The sequence below is a fragment of the Sphingomonas sp. LC-1 genome, from assembly GCF_025371035.1.
GTDB classification, from domain to species: domain Bacteria; phylum Pseudomonadota; class Alphaproteobacteria; order Sphingomonadales; family Sphingomonadaceae; genus Sphingomonas; species Sphingomonas sanguinis_E.
This window is the reverse complement of record NZ_JANZXB010000005.1, coordinates 160956-179850: the sequence shown is the minus strand read 5'-3', so window position 1 is coordinate 179850 and position 18895 is coordinate 160956. Positions and strand designations below refer to the sequence as shown.

The 18895-nt window shown below is 62.5% G+C and carries 18 protein-coding genes; 11 read left to right on the top strand and 7 right to left on the bottom strand.

The genetic code is table 11. From position 1 onward, the window contains the following. Positions 1-4 precede the first annotated feature (4 nt). Positions 5-949: a glycosyltransferase family 2 protein gene (locus tag NZL82_RS09430; RefSeq protein ID WP_261269502.1), complete on the top strand. Its 945-nt coding sequence runs from the start codon at positions 5-7 to the stop codon at positions 947-949. A gap of 182 nt (positions 950-1131) precedes the next feature. On the opposite strand, the gene NZL82_RS09425 is transcribed toward NZL82_RS09430, so the two are convergent. After that, the gene (locus NZL82_RS09425; protein WP_261269501.1) at positions 1132-2469 is read right to left on the bottom strand and encodes an exopolysaccharide biosynthesis polyprenyl glycosylphosphotransferase; all 1338 of its coding nucleotides are present in this window, start codon (positions 2467-2469) and stop codon (positions 1132-1134) included. A 448-nt stretch (positions 2470-2917) separates the two neighbouring features. On the opposite strand from NZL82_RS09425, the gene NZL82_RS09420 reads away from it, so the two are divergent. Further along, a complete protein-coding gene (locus NZL82_RS09420; RefSeq protein WP_261269500.1) occupies positions 2918-4084 on the top strand; it encodes a nucleotide sugar dehydrogenase in 1167 nt (388 codons plus the stop codon). A gap of 253 nt (positions 4085-4337) precedes the next feature. Continuing rightward, positions 4338-6395, top strand: a complete 2058-nt coding sequence (locus NZL82_RS09415) for a TonB-dependent siderophore receptor (protein WP_261269499.1) — start codon at positions 4338-4340, stop codon at positions 6393-6395. Positions 6396-6443: 48 nt separating this feature from the next. Here NZL82_RS09415 and NZL82_RS09410 read toward each other — a convergent pair whose 3' ends face one another. Beyond that, on the bottom strand, positions 6444-7472 hold the full coding sequence (locus NZL82_RS09410; protein WP_261269498.1) for a hypothetical protein: 1029 nt from the start codon (positions 7470-7472) through the stop codon (positions 6444-6446). 184 nt (positions 7473-7656) lie between these two features. Here NZL82_RS09410 and NZL82_RS09405 point away from each other — a divergent pair, with 184 nt between their 5' ends. The 6 genes from NZL82_RS09405 (at position 7657) to NZL82_RS09380 (ending at position 11833) form a co-directional block, all read left to right on the top strand. After that, complete coding sequence (locus NZL82_RS09405) at positions 7657-8430, top strand: SDR family oxidoreductase (protein WP_261269497.1); 774 nt, start codon at positions 7657-7659, stop codon at positions 8428-8430. A 40-nt stretch (positions 8431-8470) separates the two neighbouring features. Then, complete coding sequence (locus tag NZL82_RS09400; protein ID WP_314732881.1) at positions 8471-8866, top strand: hypothetical protein; 396 nt, start codon at positions 8471-8473, stop codon at positions 8864-8866. Continuing rightward, positions 8863-9417 carry a transcriptional regulator gene (locus NZL82_RS09395; protein WP_261269496.1) on the top strand — a complete coding sequence of 185 codons (555 nt, stop codon included), beginning with the start codon at positions 8863-8865 and terminating at the stop codon, positions 9415-9417. Before NZL82_RS09400 ends, NZL82_RS09395 begins: the two co-directional genes overlap by 4 nt. Next, complete coding sequence (locus NZL82_RS09390; protein WP_261269495.1) at positions 9414-10274, top strand: alpha/beta hydrolase; 861 nt, start codon at positions 9414-9416, stop codon at positions 10272-10274. Before NZL82_RS09395 ends, NZL82_RS09390 begins: the two co-directional genes overlap by 4 nt. 102 nt (positions 10275-10376) lie before the next feature. Beyond that, a complete protein-coding gene (locus NZL82_RS09385) occupies positions 10377-10967 on the top strand; it encodes an NADPH-dependent FMN reductase (protein WP_261269494.1) in 591 nt (196 codons plus the stop codon). A gap of 56 nt (positions 10968-11023) precedes the next feature. Continuing rightward, positions 11024-11833 carry a transporter gene (locus NZL82_RS09380; RefSeq protein ID WP_261269493.1) on the top strand — a complete coding sequence of 270 codons (810 nt, stop codon included), beginning with the start codon at positions 11024-11026 and terminating at the stop codon, positions 11831-11833. A 3-nt stretch (positions 11834-11836) separates the two neighbouring features. Here NZL82_RS09380 and NZL82_RS09375 read toward each other — a convergent pair whose 3' ends face one another. Both NZL82_RS09375 and NZL82_RS09370 read right to left on the bottom strand, forming a co-directional pair. Beyond that, the gene (locus NZL82_RS09375; protein WP_261269492.1) at positions 11837-12508 is read right to left on the bottom strand and encodes an anti-sigma factor domain-containing protein; all 672 of its coding nucleotides are present in this window, start codon (positions 12506-12508) and stop codon (positions 11837-11839) included. Further along, a complete protein-coding gene (locus NZL82_RS09370; protein WP_261269491.1) occupies positions 12498-13070 on the bottom strand; it encodes a sigma-70 family RNA polymerase sigma factor in 573 nt (190 codons plus the stop codon). Before NZL82_RS09370 ends, NZL82_RS09375 begins: the two co-directional genes overlap by 11 nt. A gap of 72 nt (positions 13071-13142) precedes the next feature. Here NZL82_RS09370 and NZL82_RS09365 point away from each other — a divergent pair, with 72 nt between their 5' ends. Next, positions 13143-14045 carry a Gfo/Idh/MocA family protein gene (locus NZL82_RS09365; protein WP_261269490.1) on the top strand — a complete coding sequence of 301 codons (903 nt, stop codon included), beginning with the start codon at positions 13143-13145 and terminating at the stop codon, positions 14043-14045. Here the strand turns inward: NZL82_RS09365 and NZL82_RS09360 are convergent. Next, a complete protein-coding gene (locus NZL82_RS09360) occupies positions 14042-14422 on the bottom strand; it encodes a helix-turn-helix domain-containing protein (protein WP_261269489.1) in 381 nt (126 codons plus the stop codon). The genes NZL82_RS09365 and NZL82_RS09360 overlap by 4 nt on opposite strands. Positions 14423-14513: 91 nt before the next feature. Here NZL82_RS09360 and NZL82_RS09355 point away from each other — a divergent pair, with 91 nt between their 5' ends. Continuing rightward, a complete protein-coding gene (locus NZL82_RS09355; RefSeq protein WP_261269488.1) occupies positions 14514-15575 on the top strand; it encodes an SDR family oxidoreductase in 1062 nt (353 codons plus the stop codon). Between the two features lie 4 nt (positions 15576-15579). Here NZL82_RS09355 and ligD read toward each other — a convergent pair whose 3' ends face one another. Together ligD and NZL82_RS09345 are read right to left on the bottom strand one after the other, a co-directional pair. Next, positions 15580-18021, bottom strand: a complete 2442-nt coding sequence (gene ligD / locus NZL82_RS09350; protein WP_261269487.1) for a DNA ligase D — start codon at positions 18019-18021, stop codon at positions 15580-15582. Beyond that, complete coding sequence (locus tag NZL82_RS09345) at positions 18014-18895, bottom strand: Ku protein (protein ID WP_261269486.1); 882 nt, start codon at positions 18893-18895, stop codon at positions 18014-18016. The genes ligD and NZL82_RS09345 overlap by 8 nt, the downstream gene beginning before the upstream one ends.

Here is an 18895-nt window from a genome sequence, read left to right as displayed (position 1 = left end):
CGGCATGTCCGCTGACCGCGCGCCCATTCACATCACGCTGGGTGTTCTGACCTTCCGCCGTCCGGAGGGGATCGACAAGCTGCTTGGCGTCATGCGCAACCAGCATCGCGATCCGGCGCGGCCCTGGCGGCTCAGCATCGTTGTGGTGGACAATGATGCGTCGGGCAGCAGCCGGGATGCGGTGATGGCCCATGCCGGTCATCCCGAATATGACCTTCATTATGTCGTCGAGCCGCAGCAGGGCATTCCGATCGCTCGCAACCGGGCGATGGACAGCGCGCCGGAGGGGACGAAGCTTTTCTGCTTCCTTGACGATGACGAATGGCCGGTCGATGGCTGGCTGGATTCGATGCTTCGTACCCGCGAGGCGACCGGCGCGGATTGTATATATGGTCCGATCGAGCCCGTCTTCGAAGGGCCGGTGGACGACTGGCTGCGTCGCAGCCGTCTCTATGATCGCAAGCGCTATGCCGAAGGCGAAAGGTTGAATTTCGCGGCTTCGAACAACGTGATGTTTGATCTCGCCCGATTCCGTGAACTCGATCTACGCTTCGATGCGCGGATGCGTTTCACGGGCGGCAGTGATTACCTGTTCTTTAATCAGGCGTGGCGCCGGGGTGTCCGGATTCATTGGTCGGATCAGGCGCTGGTCTATGACATGTTCCCGGTCAATCGTCTGACGATGAAATGGCAGCGTCAGAGGCAGTATCGTCTTGGCAATACCTTCGCCGTCGCGACCCGTATCGAGGGATCGGGTGCAGAGAAGGCGAAGCAGCTCGCCCGTGGGGTAGTGCGCATGGGACTGGGCGCCGCGATGTCGCCTGCGATGCTCGTCTCCCCTTATTGGGGTGGGCGCGCCATGGTCCACCTTCTGCGCGGGGCCGGGCTTACCATGGGCATATTGGGCCATTCCTATCAGGAATATGCCCCGTCGAAGCTGAAGAAATAGGCCCTATCTTGAGCGGGGGCGGTAACGCCGCCCCCTAAATTGCGTCGAAACGACCATATCCGAGACGTGCGGGTCGGACGTCACCGTCGTGAGTTACGCCAGCCGTCCTCCAGCGTAGTCCTTACCGGACTTGCGCATAGCGTATAGCGACGGCCTTGCGGGCCCGCCCTAACCCGCGATCGTCAGTAAGCGTTGCGGTGGAGCAGGACCTGGAACGTCTGCAGCACGATGCGAATATCGCGCCAGATCGACCAATGCTCCAGATATTCGAGGTCGGCCTGCAGGCGATTGCGAAGATCGTCCTCGATCAGGGTAGCACCACGATAGCCGCGAACCTGCGCCAAGCCGGTGAGGCCGGGCTTGACCGAATGGCGTTGCCAATAACGACCGTCGACTTCCCAAAACAGCTTCTCGGCCGCGCGCGAACCCAGCGCATGCGGGCGCGGGCCGACGATGCTCATATCACCCTTCAGCACATTGATGATCTGGGGGAGCTCGTCCATGCTGGTCATGCGAATGAACCGGCCGACACGCGTAATGCGGTCGTCGTCGCGCGAGGCGGAACGATGCCCTGCGCCGTCGCTGCCCTCGACATACATGCTGCGGAACTTGAGGATGTGGAACATCTCGTTCCCCCACCCGATACGCACTTGGCGGAATAGGATGGGCCCTGCGCTGTCGAGGCGAACCGCCAGCGCGATCAGCCCCAGGACCGGCGCGAGCAGGAACAGCGCGAGTCCGGAGACCGCGATGTCGAACATCCGCTTCAGAAAACGATCGAACAGGCCGAGGGGACCGACAGCGACGATCATGGTCGGCGTGTCGGCGCAAGTGGAGATGCCGAGTGGCGCTAGCTGGCTTAGCTCGGGCACGAAGATCTCGCTCTGCACACCCGTGCCCTTGAGAGCATTTGCCCAGGCGATCCGGGTATCGGGCGCGCAGGCCACCACGACACGATCCGCGCTGGCGACCAGCCGTGCGAGACGGTCGTACATGATCGGGTCATGAAGATTGGGGTCGAAGCGGTCACCCGTCTCGACCACCTGTGCGAAGTCACCCTGCGGGATTGGCGAACGGCCATCATGGAGCAGCATGACAGTGAAAGGGTTACCGCCGATAACCTGTGCCATATTCCGGACGAATGCATAGCGGGCGGAGGCGATCAGGACCGTCCCGATCAGTGCGCCCAAGGCGATGACAACGCGGGGAAAATCTTCACTCGCCTGAAAAACGAATGCGACCAAGATGACCGCGCACACTGCCAGCAGCAACGCCTTCGTACCTTGCGATGCAGCATGGCGAGGGATGGTCAGGTTTTCCTGATCATAGGCCCGGATGGAAAAGGATGTCAGGAAGTAAGCTGACAATAATGTCACAATCGCGAGGGTCCAACGGGTGTGGCCCAGCATGACAAACCGGAAATAGGCGGCACCAGCAAAACCTGCGGCAACGCAGGTTAAATCTATCAGGATCAGGGCAATGAGCGCCCTAAAGCGCAAAATAGAAGCTGGAATACTCAAGCGCCTTACCTTTTGTATCGGCGCCTTGCTATGGAATCTTCCCATATCCATGTTAGCCGACCTGCCCTGATTTCTTTGGTTGAGACAGAATGTAGCGTCTGTGCCGCTTGCGGAACAGATATTTTGCATCGCAACAGCGTCTCACCGTGGAATAGGTACGAAAGGCTGAATTTTTGGCAACGTGCCGTTCATCCAGCGTCCACCAAGGGCAGGACGCCCGGCCATCTTGGTTAAGGTGAAAAAGTCAAGATTGCATCGCACTGCAGCATCAATTATTTTTCGGCGCGATGGGACAGGACACCGACGCTTCGCCATCAAAGTCCCGCACTTGGGCAAATCGCCTGTCTTTCCTATCATGAATGGGGTTGTCGTGGATCGACCGGGGCGGCTAGTCGCAGAGACGTACCGGTCCCGATCGGGCTCCTCCCACTGCTATGGGGTTTGAAGAATGAAGATCGCTGTTTTCGGCCTCGGCTATGTGGGCATGTCCAATGCCGTTCTTCTGGCGCAACACAACCAAGTCGTGGCGGTCGATATTTCGGAGGAACGAGTCGCTCAGGTCAATGCGCGCACCTCGCCGATCATCGATACCGAGTTGGAGGAGTTCCTCGCCAACCGTACGCTGGATCTGTCCGCGACGACCGATGCCGCAGAGGCGCTGGCGGATGCCCGATATGTCATCGTCGCGACGCCGACCAACTATGATGTCGAGACCAACAAGTTCAATACGGGCTCCGTAGAGGCGGTGATTGCGCTGGCCAAGGCCCATGCGCCCGAAGCCACAGTCGTCGTCAAGTCGACCATTCCGGTCGGCTTCGTGGACGACGTTCGCGCGCGGCTCGGTACCGACCAGGTGATCTTCAGCCCGGAATTTCTTCGCGAAGGCCGTGCACTGTACGACAATCTCCACCCATCGCGCGTGGTCGTCGGTGAGCGCTCGGAACGCGCGCGTATCTTCGCGGACCTTTTGATCCAGGGCGCGGAGAAAAAGGATGCGCCGGTGCTGTTCACCGACGCGCGCGAGGCGGAGGCGATCAAGCTGTTCGCCAATACCTATCTTGCGATGCGCGTCGCCTTCTTCAACGAACTGGACAGCTATGCCATCGCGGGCGGCATGGACACGCGGCAGATCATCGAGGGCGTCGGCCTGGATCCACGGGTCGGCACGCATTACAACAATCCGAGCTTCGGTTATGGTGGCTATTGCCTGCCCAAGGACACCAAGCAGCTACTCGCCAACTATTCCGAAGTGCCGCAGAACCTGATCCGCGCAATCGTCGACGCCAACCGCACCCGCAAGGACTTCCTGGCCGATCAGATCATCGCGCGCGGCCCCCGCAAAATGGGCGTGTATCGCCTGACCATGAAGGCGGGATCGGACAATTTCCGCCAGTCCTCGATCCAGGGGATCATGAAACGGGTGAAGGCCAAGGGAATCGAGGTCATCGTCTATGAGCCCGCGCTGGAGGAAGATCAGTTCTTCGGCTCGCGCGTGCTGCGTGACCTGGAGGCGTTCAAGGCGGAATGCGACGTTATCATCGCGAACCGCAATGCCCCGGAACTGGCCGATTGCGCCGAAAAGCTGTTCACTCGGGATATCTTCGGTTCCGACTGACCTGCTCGCCCAGGCGTGACGGGATAGCGGTTCGGTCTTCGCAGAAAGGCCGAACCGTTTTCGTATTTTCGTGCCCGCCCCCGCGGTCGTGAATCCGAAACGCGAGTCCGCCGTCCAATTGGCCCCTATGCACAGTTGATTTGCCGCGCATGAACGATATGAGACGTTGCAACATGTCATCGAGCGATAGGCCGCTATTGGCTGTATCGCATTGTCTGGAGTTCTCATGTCCGCTGCCCGTCTTCGCCGCCATATGTCTGCTTTCGGATTTGCCATGGCGTGGTGCGCCATTCCGGCGCTCGCCGACGCGCAGGAAACGGATGCGCGCGACGATGCCGAGACGCGCACCGACATCGTGGTGCTCGGTACGCGGAGCACGATCGATCGCACCCTGTCGTCCGATCCCGCGACAGAGCGCATGTCCCAGTCCAGCCGCTCGCTCGAGCAGGATGTGCTGCAAGCCGCTGGAACCTACCGCCTGAGCGACGCGCTGGAATTGGTCAGCGGGTTCAGCCAGCAGAATAATCGTGGTGGGGTGCTCGACAATTTCGCGATACGCGGGTTTCTGGGCACACCCGATGGCGGCGCGGAATTCTATGTCGATGGCTTCGTCGCCAATCGAGGCATGGCCCCTCCCCGTGACCCGGCGACCGTGGAACGGATCGAGGTGTTGAAAGGGCCGGCCGGCGCTGTTTTCGGGGACATCGATCCGGGTGGGCGCGTCAACATCGTGTCCAAGGTGCCGCGCTTCACACCGTCCGCTCGTGCTACCGTCACCTATGGCTCGTTCGACACCCGGCGCGCGGAGATCGACGCCACCGGCCCCCTGTCGGAAACCGTCGCCGCTCGCATCGTCTTCGCGGCGGAGGATAGCGACGGTTGGCGTGACACGGTGGAGCTTCGCCGGCGGGTGGTGTCGCCATCATTGACCTGGCGTCCCAGCGACGCGGTGCGACTGACCTATCTGGCGGAGTTCATGCAGTTCGACACGCCTTTCGATCGGGGCATCCCGGCGGTCGGCGACGATGCGAACGCCCTGCCCCGGTCGAACTATTATGGCGAGCCTTCGAACGGCCTCACCCGCTTCCGCAACGAGCGTCACCAGTTGACGGGCTTGGCGCAACTGGGTGACGGATGGACGCTCAATGGCGGGGTGGTGTGGCGTACCGGTTCGCTCAAGGGGTTCTCTGCGGACCAGTCGCGGATCGTGGGGACGCAGGTCTGGCGGCAACGTCGCTCGCGCGATTTCGTGATCGACGATCTCTCCGCGCGGCTGGAACTGGCCGGGCAGATCGGACGTCATCAGGTCAGCCTGGGGCTCAAGGGTTACCGCATGACCTATGGCGAGCGGTGGATGCGCCGCAATCCGTCGGCGGCCTTTCCCTATGCCGTCGATTTATATGAGCCGGCATCGGGCTATGGCGGGTCCGCCGCCCCGCTCCTGCCCTTTACCAACAATGACGAGAACCGCTGGGCGGGCACGATCTATGCCCAGGATATGTGGGCCGTCACGGACCGGCTGACGCTGGTCGGGGGCGCGCGCATCGATCCCTATCGGCAAAAGATCGTCAACAACCGGACAGGCGGTGTCGGGGAGATCGTCGAGCAGCCGGTAAAGTTCCGAGCCGGTGCACGTTACGCGGCGACCGATCACATTTCGGTCCATGCCAATTGGGGCGAATCGTTCCTGCTCAACTCGGGTACCGGCCGCACCGGCGAGGGGTTCCAGCCCGAAGAGGCGCGCGGATATGAGGTCGGGCTTGCCGGGCGCTGGAACGGCTTCGACTTGGGATTGACCTGGTTCAATATCTCCAAGGCCAATATCCTGACGACCGACCCCGTCGATCCCGGCTTCAATGCGCCCGTTGGCCAGTTGAACAGTCGGGGCGTCGAGGCGGATGCGTCGCTCCGCCTGGGGCGGCGGTGGCAAGTGGTGGCCAATTACGCTTGGGTCGATGCCCGCAATGACGACAAGAGCTTCGCCACGCCCGCCGTCCTGGGCGTGCCCGAACATTCAGGTACTATCCTAGTCGTACATCGCCTGCCCCTCGCCGGGCGTGAGTGGCAGGTTAGCGCTGGCGTCGCTTATGTCGGGGATCGTGCCGGATCCCTCGACGCCCGCCCGTTGGTCCTGCCCGATTATATCAAAGCCAAGGCGGCGATCGAGGCACCCGTGACCGATACTTTGCGCTTCCGGTTGGAGGCCGATAACCTGTTCGATTATCGCTATGCGGCGAGTTCCTATAGCCGTTTATGGATTTACCCCGGTGCACCTCGGACGGTGCGGGCTTCCCTGCGCTTTGAAATTTAAATCCCAGGTGGATGGCCGCTCTCCGAACGGAGAGCGGCGATGGAGCCTTTACGCAGGCTGGTGAACAGGCGGCAGGCGCAGCCGCATTGGCTGCGACAGCCAGCCGATGACGATCCCGCGCATTGGCTGCCAAAAGGCCGAGAGGGTCAGAAGCGCGGATCCTATGACGAAAGCCGTAAACGCCGCGCCCAGTTCGACCGCACCGGCACTGAGGAGCAGGGAATAGAGGGCGTAGAGCACATAAACGAGGCTGGAGACCAGCAAGGCACGCCGGTCCACCGCCAACGCGATCCCCGCGAACAGCAGGTACAGCGCAAGGACGATCACCGCCGTGCCCGCGCCGATGTCGCTATTGAATACGCCCAATAGCTGAAAGATCGGGTGTGCGATCATCGGCGCGGCGGCCAGATGCAGCCAGAAGGCGACGTCGGCCCGACGGGTCTCTCGCCGGGGATCGGACATGTCCCAATGCATCGCTAGAGAGAATACCCCGATGCCGCACAACAACAGGATCGGCCAGACGCCCTGTTTAATGTCCGGGAAAGCCGCCATCAGCAAGCCGATCGCTACCACGACCAGCGCCGCCGCCCCCGCCGCGACCGTGATCGGGACCATGAAACGACGCCAATGCAGCCAGGCCGACCCGGCCGAGATCAAACCGATACCCGCAGCCGCCAGCGCACCCGCCGTGCCGTCGATATGGGGCCAGACCGTGTCGATCAGGCCGATCAGCCCACCTGCCACGCCACCGACAAATGCAAGCAGCAACAGGATGCTCGGCAAGCCCATCCGCCGCCGTTCGGTAAAATAAAAGGCCAGCATCCACGCCGCCGCAGCGATGAATGCCCCGCCCAGTCCATGGCTGATCCGAAAGCCGATCTGTCCCAGGGCCGCGAGCAGCAACGCGATCGCGATCGACACGAATATATCGTTGAAGCCGGTGAGCAGCCGGAAATGCTCCTCGTCTACGGTCGGTGCGGCGTGAACCGTGGCGACATGTCGCCGCAGCGCGGCTGCGGCATCGGGGGAAATGGCCCCCGCCGCCACCGCACCGTCAATGTCGCTCTCGCTATACATGGACGTTCTCCCTGTTGAGGAATCGGACGATCGCGCATGTGTGTTATTTAGTCAATACACGCTGCCGATGTAGCTTCCGCTTATGCCTGGCCCGCAGGATGCGTGACCTTTAGTTCATGCAACCGGAACGCTGCCCAACAGCTTGAGTTGACACGAATTGACTCCGGCCAAGGGACAGAGACCCATGAAGACCACTGGCAACACGATCCTGATGACCGGCGGCGGAAGCGGTATTGGGGAAGCACTGGCCCATCGGTTCCATGATCGCGGCGACTCCGTGATCATTGCCGGCCGCCGCCAGGACGCTCTGGACCGCGCCGCCGCCGGGCGCGATCGTATCCATACGGTTTTGCTCGACGTCGAGGATGTCGGCGCAGTGGACGCTTTCGCCGAGCGGATCGTCCGCGACTTTCCGGCGCTGAATGTGCTGTTCAACAATGCTGGCATCATGAAGTTCGAGGATTTGACGCAGCGGCGCGACCTGGCTGACGCCGAGGCGACACTGGCGATCAACATTCTGGGCCCCATACGCCTGACCAATGCCCTGATCGATCATCTGACCCATGTCCCCGACGCGGCCATTGTCAACGTGACGTCGGGGCTCGCCTTCGTTCCTCTGGTCGCCGCCCCCACCTATTCGGCGAGCAAGGCCGCGATCCATTCCTATACCGTGTCGTTGCGGACGCAGTTGGCCGGCAAGGTAGAGATCATCGAACTTGCGCCGCCGGGAGTTCGGACCGACCTGACACCAGGACAGGCCAATCGACCGGGATATATGCCTTTGGAGGCGTTCGCCGATGCCGTTGCAGCACAATTCGCGCTGCAGCCCACACCGTCCGAAATCCTGGTCGATGAGGTCCAGTTCCTCCGTCAGGCGGAGCGGGAGGGACGGTTCGACACGACGCTGAAGACATTGACCGAGCGCGCGGCACAGCAGCGCGAGGCGGGCAACCGGTGAACTGGATGGTGCGGCGTGGATCCGGTGGACCGGCCAACCGATGCGGCACCAACTGCCTCGCAGCGGCATCGTGAATAAAGCTGCCGAAACGTTGCCTGCCGCCGCCAGCGGAGGCCAGCCAAGAATGACGCCGGACGGACGCTATATCGTCGTTCGAGGACGCTTGTGGCGCAGGAGCAATCCTCATCTCGGCGCGAGCGAACGACAAACCCTGGTCGACACGCTGATACAGGCGCGGCGCTTCGTTCAGAAGGCATTGCGCAGTGGGGACGATGTGGAACTCCGCCTCGCGCGGTCACAGGTTCAGGCGGCCAAGGTGGCACTGGGCGAACGCGGCCCGGTCTGGTGGACAGATGGCAGCCCTGACCTCAACCGGCGAATGGCTCGGAATACCGGCTATGCCGAATGGTATGCGGCATTGGAGGAGGAGCGATGAACGTGTTCCTGGATTTCGAGGCCTCATCCCTTTCGGATCGAAGCTACCCGATCGAGGTCGCCTGGATATTCGAAGACGGCCGGTCCGAAAGCCATTTGATCGCTCCTGCCCCCGGCTGGGACGATTGGGACGATGCGGCCGAACATATTCATGGTCTCTCCCGAGACCTTCTCGTCGGCGAGGGCGTCTCGCACGAGGTGGTGGCACAGCGCATGGTGGAAGAATTGTCGCCTCACGCGCTGTTCGCCAGTGCGCCCTCTTGGGACGGTAAATGGTTGAGCCTGTTGCTACGGACGGCGGGGCTGCCGCGCCACGCTTTGCGGCTTCGGGATACGGATGTCGCGCTTCGAGAGAGTGCGGCGCTTATCCTCCGTGATGCATGTCCTCCGGATCGGGTCGAGGCCCTGATCGATGAACTCGTCGCTTGGGCGAACGCGACCAAGGACAAATCGCCCGCTCATCGGGCTCTCGCTGACGCGACAGAGGAGTTGGCTGTCTGGCAGAGGTTGCGGGACCGTGCTTCGTCGGTCGCCCGAGCGGATCGCCCATGAGGCGTTCGGGCGTTCGCGCAGGCGTGACGGCATTGCTGGCGGTATTGGCGGCGAGTTGTTCGCCGCTGACGACCTTCGACGCCCTTGTGCCAAAGGATCGGGGCGGCATCCGGGTGGCGAAGGATGTCGCTTATGGTCCCGATCTGCGGCAGCGGCTCGATGTCTACGTTCCCCGTGTCCCGTCGCAAGGTCGACGCCCCGTGGTCGTGTTTTTCTACGGCGGGAGTTGGAACAGCGGCACGCGTGCGGGCTATGCCTTTGTCGGCCGCGCGCTCGCCGCCCAAGGGTTCGTGACCATCATCCCGGATTACCGGCTCGTACCGGCTGTCGAATATCCGGCCTTCGTTCAGGATGGAGCGGCGGCGGTGCGCTGGTCCGCCACCCATGCCGGGAACTATGAGGGCGATGGTCGCTCGATCGTCTTAATGGGCCATTCGGCCGGCGCGTACATCGCTGCGATGCTGGCCGTGGACCCGCGTTGGCTGGGCGACACGCGAGCCGTCGTGAAGGGATTGGTCGGGCTCGCCGGCCCCTATGATTTTGCGCCATTCAATGTGGATGCGAGCCGGGCGGCCTTCGGTCGTTTCCCCAAGCCCGCCGAAACGCAGCCAGTGACCTGGGCCGGAGCGGGAGATCCGCCTGCCCTTTTGCTCTACGGGGCGGACGACAAGGTCGTAGAGCCCCGGAACAGCCTGGCGCTCGCCGCGAAACTTCGTGACGGGGGTGTCGCGGCCGAGCTTCGGTCCTATCCAAAGCTCGGTCATGTGGGCATCCTGCTGGCCCTCGCACGACCGTTTCGCGGGCGTGCTTCGGTATTGCAGGATGTGACCGGTTTCGTTCGTCGGGTAACACATTGATCCGTCGCATGGAATGGCGCCCGAACGAAGGGCGCTTCACTGCCCCCGGATCATCCCCGGCTCGGCAGCGTTATGCGATGGTCATGATGTTCGAGATAAGCGATGGCCGACCGCATTTTGGTCTTCTACGGTTCCTATCGATCGGATCGACAGGGCATACGTTTGGCCAACTATCTCGTCCGATCCTTTGCGGAGCGGGGCGCCGACGTCGAGTTGATCGATGCACAGGCCATCGGCTTGCCGATGCTAGACCGTATGTACAAGGAGTATCCGGCCGGAGAGGCCCCTTTGGCGATGGAGCGGCTCGCCAGCCAGATTCGAGACGCTGACGCCTTCGTCTTCGTGACGGGCGAATATAATTGGGGCCAACAACCGGGCCTGAAGAACCTGACCGATCATTTCCTGGAGGAATGGTTCTGGCGACCCGCCGCCATCGCGAGCTACTCGGCCGGGCGGCTGGCCGGTGCCCATGCCAGTGTCGCATGGCACGGTAGCTTGTCCGAGATGGGCATGGTCGTCATCTCGACTACGCTAGCTGTGGGGGGTATCGGTCAGGCGCTCGATGCGGATGGTCGGCCGATCGGAGACGGCGGCCAGGCACTGACGCGCACCTTTCCGCGTTTCGCCGACGACCTGGCATGGTGGACATCCGCCGCGCGCGAACAACGGGCTCGTGCCACGCCCCCCTATTGACGCGTTGCGCCCTGCTAGCCAAAGCGGCAGGTAATTCAGGCAGTTAGGGGGTGATCATGCGAAGAACAGTGATGGGGTTGTTGGGCATCATGGCTGTTGCGGCGGCTGCCCCCGCTCTTGCCGAAGACGATGAGCCCCGCTTCTGTCCCACCCGGCCCAGCATTGGCGGCTCAAGCTGCACCACCGAGCCCGGCCGCGTCCATGTCGAGGTCTCGACCCTGGACTGGCAACGCGACGATCAATCCGATCAGCGTGACGATCGGATCATCACGGCGGATATTTTGACCCGCGTCGGGATCGGCAAGAATACCGAGTTGCAATTCGACTGGGTCGGTTACGGCCACGACCGCACGCGGGACAAGACGGATGGCAGCGTCGATACCATCACCGGTACCGGCGACATGACATTCGCGATCCGCCAGCATCTGGCCGGGCAGAAGGGCAAGGCCTTCTCGGCGGGCGTGCAGGCATTCTTCACCGCCCCGACAGGGCGCTACCCTGTCGGCGAAGGCACCTGGTCGACGGGCGTCATCGTCCCCGTCCAATATGAACTGACCGAAAAGCTTGCGATTGCGCTGACCGGAGAGGCCGATGCTGCGGCCAATGAATCCGGCATGGGCCGTCATCTGGCCTATAGCGAGATTACCGGCCTGCGATACAAGTTCACCGAGAAGGTCACCGCCACCGCCGAACTATCGCTGGAGCGGGATGACGAACCCGACCAGCATGAGACCATGGCGCTTGCCGCGCTATCCGCCGCATGGCGGCCGACAAAGGTCATGCAACTCGACATTCTCGCTGTTGCTGGACTCAATCACGCGTCACCGGGCTTGCGTCTCGTGACCGGTGGCGCGTTGCTCTTCTGATCGTCAAGTCGTCGCCAAGGTGCCAGTGGCCACAACCGGACCTGTCGGGGTCGGTTCGGGCGATCCTCCTGGCGGTTCGATCGAAATGGCGAGTACCGCGCCGGTCCGAAGGTCTTGGCGACGGGCGGTCGGAACGATGATGCGCGTCGCACCGTCTCTGTTCAACAGACCCAGCGAGTAAGGTTTTCCTTCGCGAAGCACCCAAAGCTGCGCGATCTTGCCCTCCGGGGCCAGCGCATTGCCTGCGATGCGGAGCTCGCCGCGATCCATATTCACCGTCGTGCCGATCGGCTTGGCGTCCTTTGCCTCCGGGGCCAGCGCCGCGATCATCAGATTGGGTGAGCGAGCCTCAGGAAGCGGAAGTGATACCGGCTCGGGGCGTGGCAACAGGAACAGCAGCAATATGGCAGCGATCGCGACTGCGGCCGAGGCGGTCGCCCATATCGGCGTGCGCGGCTTGGCGGCAGGCGCAGCGACGATCTGCGCTGTGATATGGGCAGGCGCATCTGCGGGACGATAATCGTCGAAGAGATGGGCGAAGTGATTGCGCCACCATTCAACCTCCGCCGCGAAATGCGGGTCGGACAAGATCCGACGAAGCGCGGCTGCGCGTTCCTCGCCATCGAGCAGCCCCAGCACCAGTTCGCCGGCCATCATATCGGGATCAGTCGTCACCGACGCACCCCCGCAATTGCATCAGGCCTCGCCGGACCCATGTCTTCATCGTGCTCAGCGGCACGCCCTTCGCATCGGCCAGTTCGGCATAGGTCTTGCCGTCGAAGAACGCGGTTCGGATCGCGTCGCGTTGGCGGACTTCCAATGCTTCGAGGCATTCGTGAAGCCGTTGTGCCGTCTCCGTTCGCTCGACGGTCAGGGACTGATCGGGTGAGTCATCCGCGATCTCGGCGGCGGCGTCTATCGGCGAGGTCGGCCTTTTGCGACGCGCGCGCACCCAGTCGATTGAGCGGTTGCGTGCGATGGTGGCGAGCCAGGCCATGGGGCTCGCCTGCCCCGGTTGAAACGCCCCTGCCCGTTTCCAGATGGTGGTGTAAACGTCGTGCAGGACATCCTCGGCGGAACTGCGATCACCGCATATCCGAAGGCAGATGCCGAACAGCTTGGCGGATGTCATTCGGTATAATTCGCTGAGCGCGTCCTGATCCTCCGCCCCAATACGGTCCAGCGCGTCGCACAATTTGACACGCGCCTCGATGGGATCGGTTGGGATAGAGTGCACCGGGATTTGGTAGACATTCGGGCCTGCGGACGCAATCCGTCATGGCTCCCGAAGAGGAGCTAGGAGACGGATATGCGCGTGCTAGTCATTGGTTTGGGCGACATCGCCCACAAGGCCTATCTGCCCGTTCTGGCGACCCGCCCCGATGTCGAGCTGCACCTCGCCACCCGCAACGCGCGAACCCTGACGGAAGCCGGACGCGCCTTTCACGCCGTTGGCACCTATTCCAGCCTGGACGATGCGATGGCCAGCGGGCATTTCGACGCCGCCTTCGTCCATGCCGCAACCGAGGCGCATCCGTCCTTGGTGCGACACTTGCTCGATCGCCGCATCCCGACATTCGTCGACAAGCCCTTGGCCGACAATCTGGCGGAGGCCGAGCAGCTGGTGGCTTTGGCGGAGCGTCAAAGGACATTGTTGGCCGTCGGTTTCAACCGCCGGTTCGCACCCGCCTATACCGCGCTCAAGGGGTCGGGGGCGAACCTGATCATGATGGAGAAGCACCGCCACCGCCAACCGGATGTGCCGCGCCGCGTGATCTTCGACGATTTCATCCATGTCATCGATACGCTGCTGTTTCTCGCACCGTCATCGGTGACCCGTCATAGCATTGAGGTCCATGGCGAAGGCGGATCACTATCTGCCATCATCCTGACATTGGCGGGCGAAGGCTTCACCGCGATCGGGACCATGCACCGCGATAGCGGGCTGAACGAGGAACGGCTGGACGTGATCGGAAACGGTCTGCGGCAATCCGTGCTGAATATCTCGGACCGAATTCGCCTGGACGGGACCGAATGTCATGAGCGCCGGGGTGACTGGACGTCAGTCGGGCAACAGCGTGGTTTCGACGCAATGTGCTCCGATTTCCTGTCGGCGGTCCGCGAGGGACGGCCTACACGTGCCGACGACATTCTGGCCACCCACACGCTTTGCGAGGTGGCGACCCTCCAGGCCGAGCAGTCGGTCGCCTAGCTTCGCCGCGACGTTGCGCGAGGGACGAGGCGATCCAGCGCATCCTTATTGTCCCTGCCCCAGCCATACAGCATCTCGACCGGCTCGACGAAGCGCTGGCCCAATTCGGTCAGCTTATACTCGACCATCGGCGGGATGGCGCTATGGACATGGCGGCTGATCAAGCCGCTCGCCTCCATGTCGCGGACCGTTTGGGTCAGCATCTTCTTCGAGATGCCGGGAAGGCTTCGCAGCAAGGCGCCGGTCCGCGCCGCCCCTTCATGCCGGGCGTGAAGCGTGTGAAGGATCATGCTGGTCCATTTGGTGGCGAACAACTCCAGAATGCGGCGCGGCGCGCAGTCTTCGCGCCATTCCTCATCCGGTGATCCGGGTTGCATATGGTTACTCCCTGGTGCCTGGGTCACCAAATGGTGCCTTCTGGAAGCCCTGTCCAGCTATGCCTAACTTGTTCGCAAAGTGGAGTTATTCATGGCTAAGACGGCATTGGTGGTGGGCGCTAGCGGGATCGTGGGCAGCGCGACGGCTCGGTTGCTCGTGGAGCAGGGCTGGAAGGTCCACGGCCTTGCCCGGCGTCCGACCGCGCAGGCGGGCGTCGAACCAGTCGCGGCAGACCTTCTGAACGCTCACGCTACAGCCGAAGCATTGCGCGATCTGGACCCCGATGCCGTGTTCATCACGACATGGCTGCGGCAGGATAGCGAAGCGGAGAATATCCGGGTCAACGGTGCGATGGTCCGCAACCTTTTGGACGGCCTACCGAAGCCGAACCGCCCGCGCCACGTCGCGCTGGTCACCGGTCTCAAACATTATCTCGGTCCGTTCGAAGCCTATGGCAAGGGGACGCTTCCGCAGACCCCCTTTCGCGAGGAACAGGGGCGCCTGGACGTCGAGAATTTCTATTATGCGCAGGAGGACGAGGTGTTCGCCGCCGCCGCCCGCGATGGTTTTACGTGGAGCGTCCACAGGCCGCACACGGTAATCGGCCTAGCGGTTGGCAACGCGATGAACATGGGCACGACGCTGGCCGTCTATGCCACCTTATGCCGTGAAACAGGCCGTCCCTTCACTTTTCCGGGTTCGGCGGCGCAATGGGCCGGCCTGACGGACATGACCGATGCGGGTCAGTTGGCCCGCCATCTGCTTTGGGCGACCGAAACGGAGGCGGCACATGACGAGGCTTTCAACGTCGTCAACGGCGACGTCTTCCGTTGGCAGTGGATGTGGGGCCGCATTGCGCAGTGGTTCGGCCTGGAGCCCGCGCTGTTCGATGGCGTCGTGCGTCCGCTCGAGCGGCAGATGGTAGACGATGCGCCGCTGTGGCGTCGGATTGCCGAGCGAGAGGGGCTGGCGGAGTTTGACCTCAACCGTTTGGCATCACCCTGGCATACCGACGCGGATCTGGGCCGCCCGATCGAAGTGGTGACGGACATGAGCAAGAGCCGCCGTCTTGGCTTCACGGCGTATCAACCGACGGACGATGCGTTCTTCGCCCTGTTCGAACGGCTCCGGGCCGACCGTCTGATCCCCTGAGCCGTCACAGTTCCGGCAGCGTCTGGCTGGCCAAGCCCCAGCCAGACAGCGCCCTTCCGGAAGCACGCTCGATCAGGGCGGCAGCGTCATGGATCGTCCAGGCCGCCGCGGTCTCGATATCGCGCAATTCGGTCCATGAGACCGGCACTGCCACCGGTGCGCCATTTCTCGCCCTGGCAGAATAGGGCATCACCGCGGTGCTGCCGCGTTGATTGCGAAGCCAGTCGATGAAGATGCGGCCCTTGCGACTGGCTTTGGACATGGTCGCGACGAAGCGATCGGGCTCCAGAGCGGCCAGAGCGCGGGCAAACCGTTCGGCGAAGCTCTTGACCTCGGCCCATTCGGCAAGGGGCTGAAGCGGTACGACCACATGCACGCCCTTGCCCCCCGATAACATCGGGAAGCTGGTGAGGCCGACCTCCGCCAGTTGCTCCTTTAGGTGCTCGGCCGCCTTCTTGGTGTCGGTGAAGGCCAGGCCCTCGTCCGGGTCCAGATCGAACACCATTCGGTCGGATTTCTCCAAGGTGGCGACCCGCGAGCCCCATCCATGGAACTCAATGGCCCCCATTTGTACGCAGGCGACCAGGCCGTCGGCGTCTTTCACGTAAAGATAATCGTCGCTCTTGCCGTCCTTGTCGCGGATCGGCACGCGGTGGACATGCTCCCCGAAGCTGCCGGCGTCGTGCTTTTGGAAAAAGCATTTCCGCGCCCTGCCCTGCGGACAGCGAACCAAGCTGATCGGACGATCGCCGATGAAGGGCAGCATCAACCCGGCCATCCTGGCATAATATTCCGCGAGTTGCCCTTTGGTGATATCACCGTCTGGAAAGATGATGCGGTCGGGATGCGTCACCTTCACACTGGTTTCGCCGTCGGCGGGTTCTGGTGCATCTTCACGGCCCGGTTCACTGCCTAGCCCCAGAAAACTGGCATGGCGCAGCAGTCCGTCAGGTGTCACTTCCGCATAGGCTATGTCGGCCGCCAGGCTGGGCGTCACCCAATGCGCACCGCGAACCATCGCGCGGGGGGCGTCGACGGTTGCCGTCGTGCGCTCCAGTCGTTTCAATTTCCCGACGATCGCATCCATGCCCGTCGTATCGAAGCCCGTTCCGACCTTCCCTGCATAGGCAAGACCCCCCGGCCCTTCCTGCCCCAGCAAGAGCGATCGAAACCCGCGACGCTTGTCGGACGGCAACCACCCGACGATCCGAAAACGGCCACGCTGAACGCATTTCACCTTGATCCAGGCCCTGGCGCGGCCCGAGCGATAGGGCGCGTCCGCACGCTTGGACACGACCCCTTCCAATCCGTCTCGACACATTTGCTCGAGCAGGGCTTCCCCCTTCCCGATGACGTGTTCCGCGAAACGGATGGCGTTCGGCGCGTCGTTCAGCAGCGCACGAAGCCGCTCCTTGCGATCAAGTGTCGATAACTCGCCGATGTCGTCGCCATCCTGTTCGATCAGGTCGAAGGCCATGAAAACCATCTCGCCACCTTCGCTGATGGCGGTCTTCAGAGCCGAAAAATCGGGGCGGCCGTCTTTGAAGGCCACGACTTCACCGTCGATCAGGGCCGCCGCGGGGAGGCGCGCGGCAGCCTTTGCGATCGCCGGGAATTTGTCGGTCCAGTCCAGCCCGGTCCGCGTGAAGATCGTCGCTTTCCCGCCCCCTGTGGCGATCATGACCCTGTAGCCGTCGAACTTGATCTCATGGAGCCAGGCGTCCCCGGTGGGAACCGTATCGCGCAAGGTGCAGAGTTGTGGCTCGCGAAAACCCGGCATTGCCACGGCTCTCTTGACGTTCCGTTTGATCCGTTTCGGCGGGGCCTTAGCCTTCGCCGCCTTCCCGTCTGAAATCTCGGCCATGGTCCGGCCGGAAGCGACGCTGGTCAGCCCCTCTTCGACGAGCGCATCGGTCGCGCCCGCGAAGTCATCCTCGACCTTGCGCAGTAGCCAATTCTCGCGCTTTTCCCGGCCCCGCGGTTTCAAGCGGATCAGCATCCACTCGCCGCGCATGCGTTCGCCGTCCAATACGAAATGGAGATGCCCTTTAGCGAGATCGGCGGCCGACTTGCCCGCGACAGGCGACCATGTGCCCCGGTCCCAAAGCATCACCGTTCCGCCGCCATATTCTCCCTTAGGAATGACCCCCTCGAAATCGGAATAGGAAAGCGGGTGATCCTCGGTCCGCACCGCCAGACGCTTTTCATTGGGGTCCAGGCTTGGGCCACGTGTGACCGCCCAGCTTTTCAGCACACCGTCCACTTCCAGACGGAAATCCCAATGCAGCCGGGTGGCATCATGCTTCTGCACGATGAAGCTGTTGGCGTGACCGTGCGCCAGCGCCCCGGCCGGTTCCGGCGTTCGCGAAAAATCCCGCTTGGCGTTGTAGATCGCCAGCCTATCGCTCTCCGCCGCTGCGATCGAGGCTTTGCGGCGATCAGGCACGCTTCTTCACCGACGACTTTGCGGGCGCGCGTTTGCGGGGGGCGGATTTCTTGGCCGGCGCCTTGTTCGCGGTCGAGCCGCCACCCTTCCCGTCCATCGACTGACGGAGCGCCGCCATCAGATCGACGACGTTCGACGCCTTTGGGGCATTGGTCGCGCCATCATCCTCGATGACCTTCTTGCCACGCGACTTGCGTTTCCGCTCGATCAGATCCTTCAGCGCATCGACGTAGCGATCGTGAAATTCCTGCGGATGGAACGCCGCGCTCTTCCGGTCGATCAGCGCCTCCGCCAGGTCCAGCAACTCGCCATCTGGGTCGTCGTCCGGGATTTCGCGAAAATAGCCTTGCGCCTTTTCCATTTCATCGGCGTAGCGGAGAGTTTCGAGCACCATGCCGCGCCCGGAGGGTTTGAGGCTGACGACATATTCGCGCCCCCGCAGCGCCAACTGGCCCAGCCCGACCTTCTTGGTGCGCTTCAACGCCTCGCGAAGGACGATAAAGGCTTCGTTCGCCAGGTCGTCCGCCGGGACGACGAAGAACGGTTTTTCGTAATACAGCACGTCGATGGCGTCCGCGTCGACGAACTGGGTCAGTTCCAGGGTCCGTTTGGATTCGAGCTTTACGGCGTCGATCTCATCCTGTTCGAGCAGGACAAATTCGCCCTTCTTCACCTCATAGCCCTTCATGATCTCATCCTTGTCGACGGGACCAATGCCGGTCACGACCTTCTCATAATGGATCGGCTTGCCGCTAGGTTCGTGGATCTGCTTGAACGAGATGGTGGCGCCCGAGCGGGTGGCGGAATAGATTTCGACCGGAATGCTCACCAAGGCGAGCTTGATCTGTCCCTGCCAATAGGCGCGAGCGGCCAT

Excerpts from the sequence above, each read along its gene's own strand:
- NZL82_RS09430 (WP_261269502.1), top strand. The coding sequence starts at position 5 with ATGTCCGCTGACCGCGCGCCCATTCACATCACGCTGGGTGTTCTGACC.
- NZL82_RS09420 (WP_261269500.1), top strand. The coding sequence starts at position 2,918 with ATGAAGATCGCTGTTTTCGGCCTCGGCTATGTGGGCATGTCCAATGCC.
- NZL82_RS09415 (WP_261269499.1), top strand. The coding sequence starts at position 4,338 with ATGTCTGCTTTCGGATTTGCCATGGCGTGGTGCGCCATTCCGGCGCTC.
- NZL82_RS09410 (WP_261269498.1), bottom strand. The coding sequence starts at position 7,472 with ATGTATAGCGAGAGCGACATTGACGGTGCGGTGGCGGCGGGGGCCATT.
- NZL82_RS09405 (WP_261269497.1), top strand. The coding sequence starts at position 7,657 with ATGAAGACCACTGGCAACACGATCCTGATGACCGGCGGCGGAAGCGGT.
- NZL82_RS09400 (WP_314732881.1), top strand. The coding sequence starts at position 8,471 with ATGCGGCACCAACTGCCTCGCAGCGGCATCGTGAATAAAGCTGCCGAA.
- NZL82_RS09395 (WP_261269496.1), top strand. The coding sequence starts at position 8,863 with ATGAACGTGTTCCTGGATTTCGAGGCCTCATCCCTTTCGGATCGAAGC.
- NZL82_RS09390 (WP_261269495.1), top strand. The coding sequence starts at position 9,414 with ATGAGGCGTTCGGGCGTTCGCGCAGGCGTGACGGCATTGCTGGCGGTA.
- NZL82_RS09385 (WP_261269494.1), top strand. The coding sequence starts at position 10,377 with ATGGCCGACCGCATTTTGGTCTTCTACGGTTCCTATCGATCGGATCGA.
- NZL82_RS09380 (WP_261269493.1), top strand. The coding sequence starts at position 11,024 with ATGCGAAGAACAGTGATGGGGTTGTTGGGCATCATGGCTGTTGCGGCG.
- NZL82_RS09365 (WP_261269490.1), top strand. The coding sequence starts at position 13,143 with ATGCGCGTGCTAGTCATTGGTTTGGGCGACATCGCCCACAAGGCCTAT.
- NZL82_RS09360 (WP_261269489.1), bottom strand. The coding sequence starts at position 14,422 with ATGCAACCCGGATCACCGGATGAGGAATGGCGCGAAGACTGCGCGCCG.
- NZL82_RS09355 (WP_261269488.1), top strand. The coding sequence starts at position 14,514 with ATGGCTAAGACGGCATTGGTGGTGGGCGCTAGCGGGATCGTGGGCAGC.
- NZL82_RS09345 (WP_261269486.1), bottom strand. The coding sequence starts at position 18,895 with ATGGCCGCTCGCGCCTATTGGCAGGGACAGATCAAGCTCGCCTTGGTG.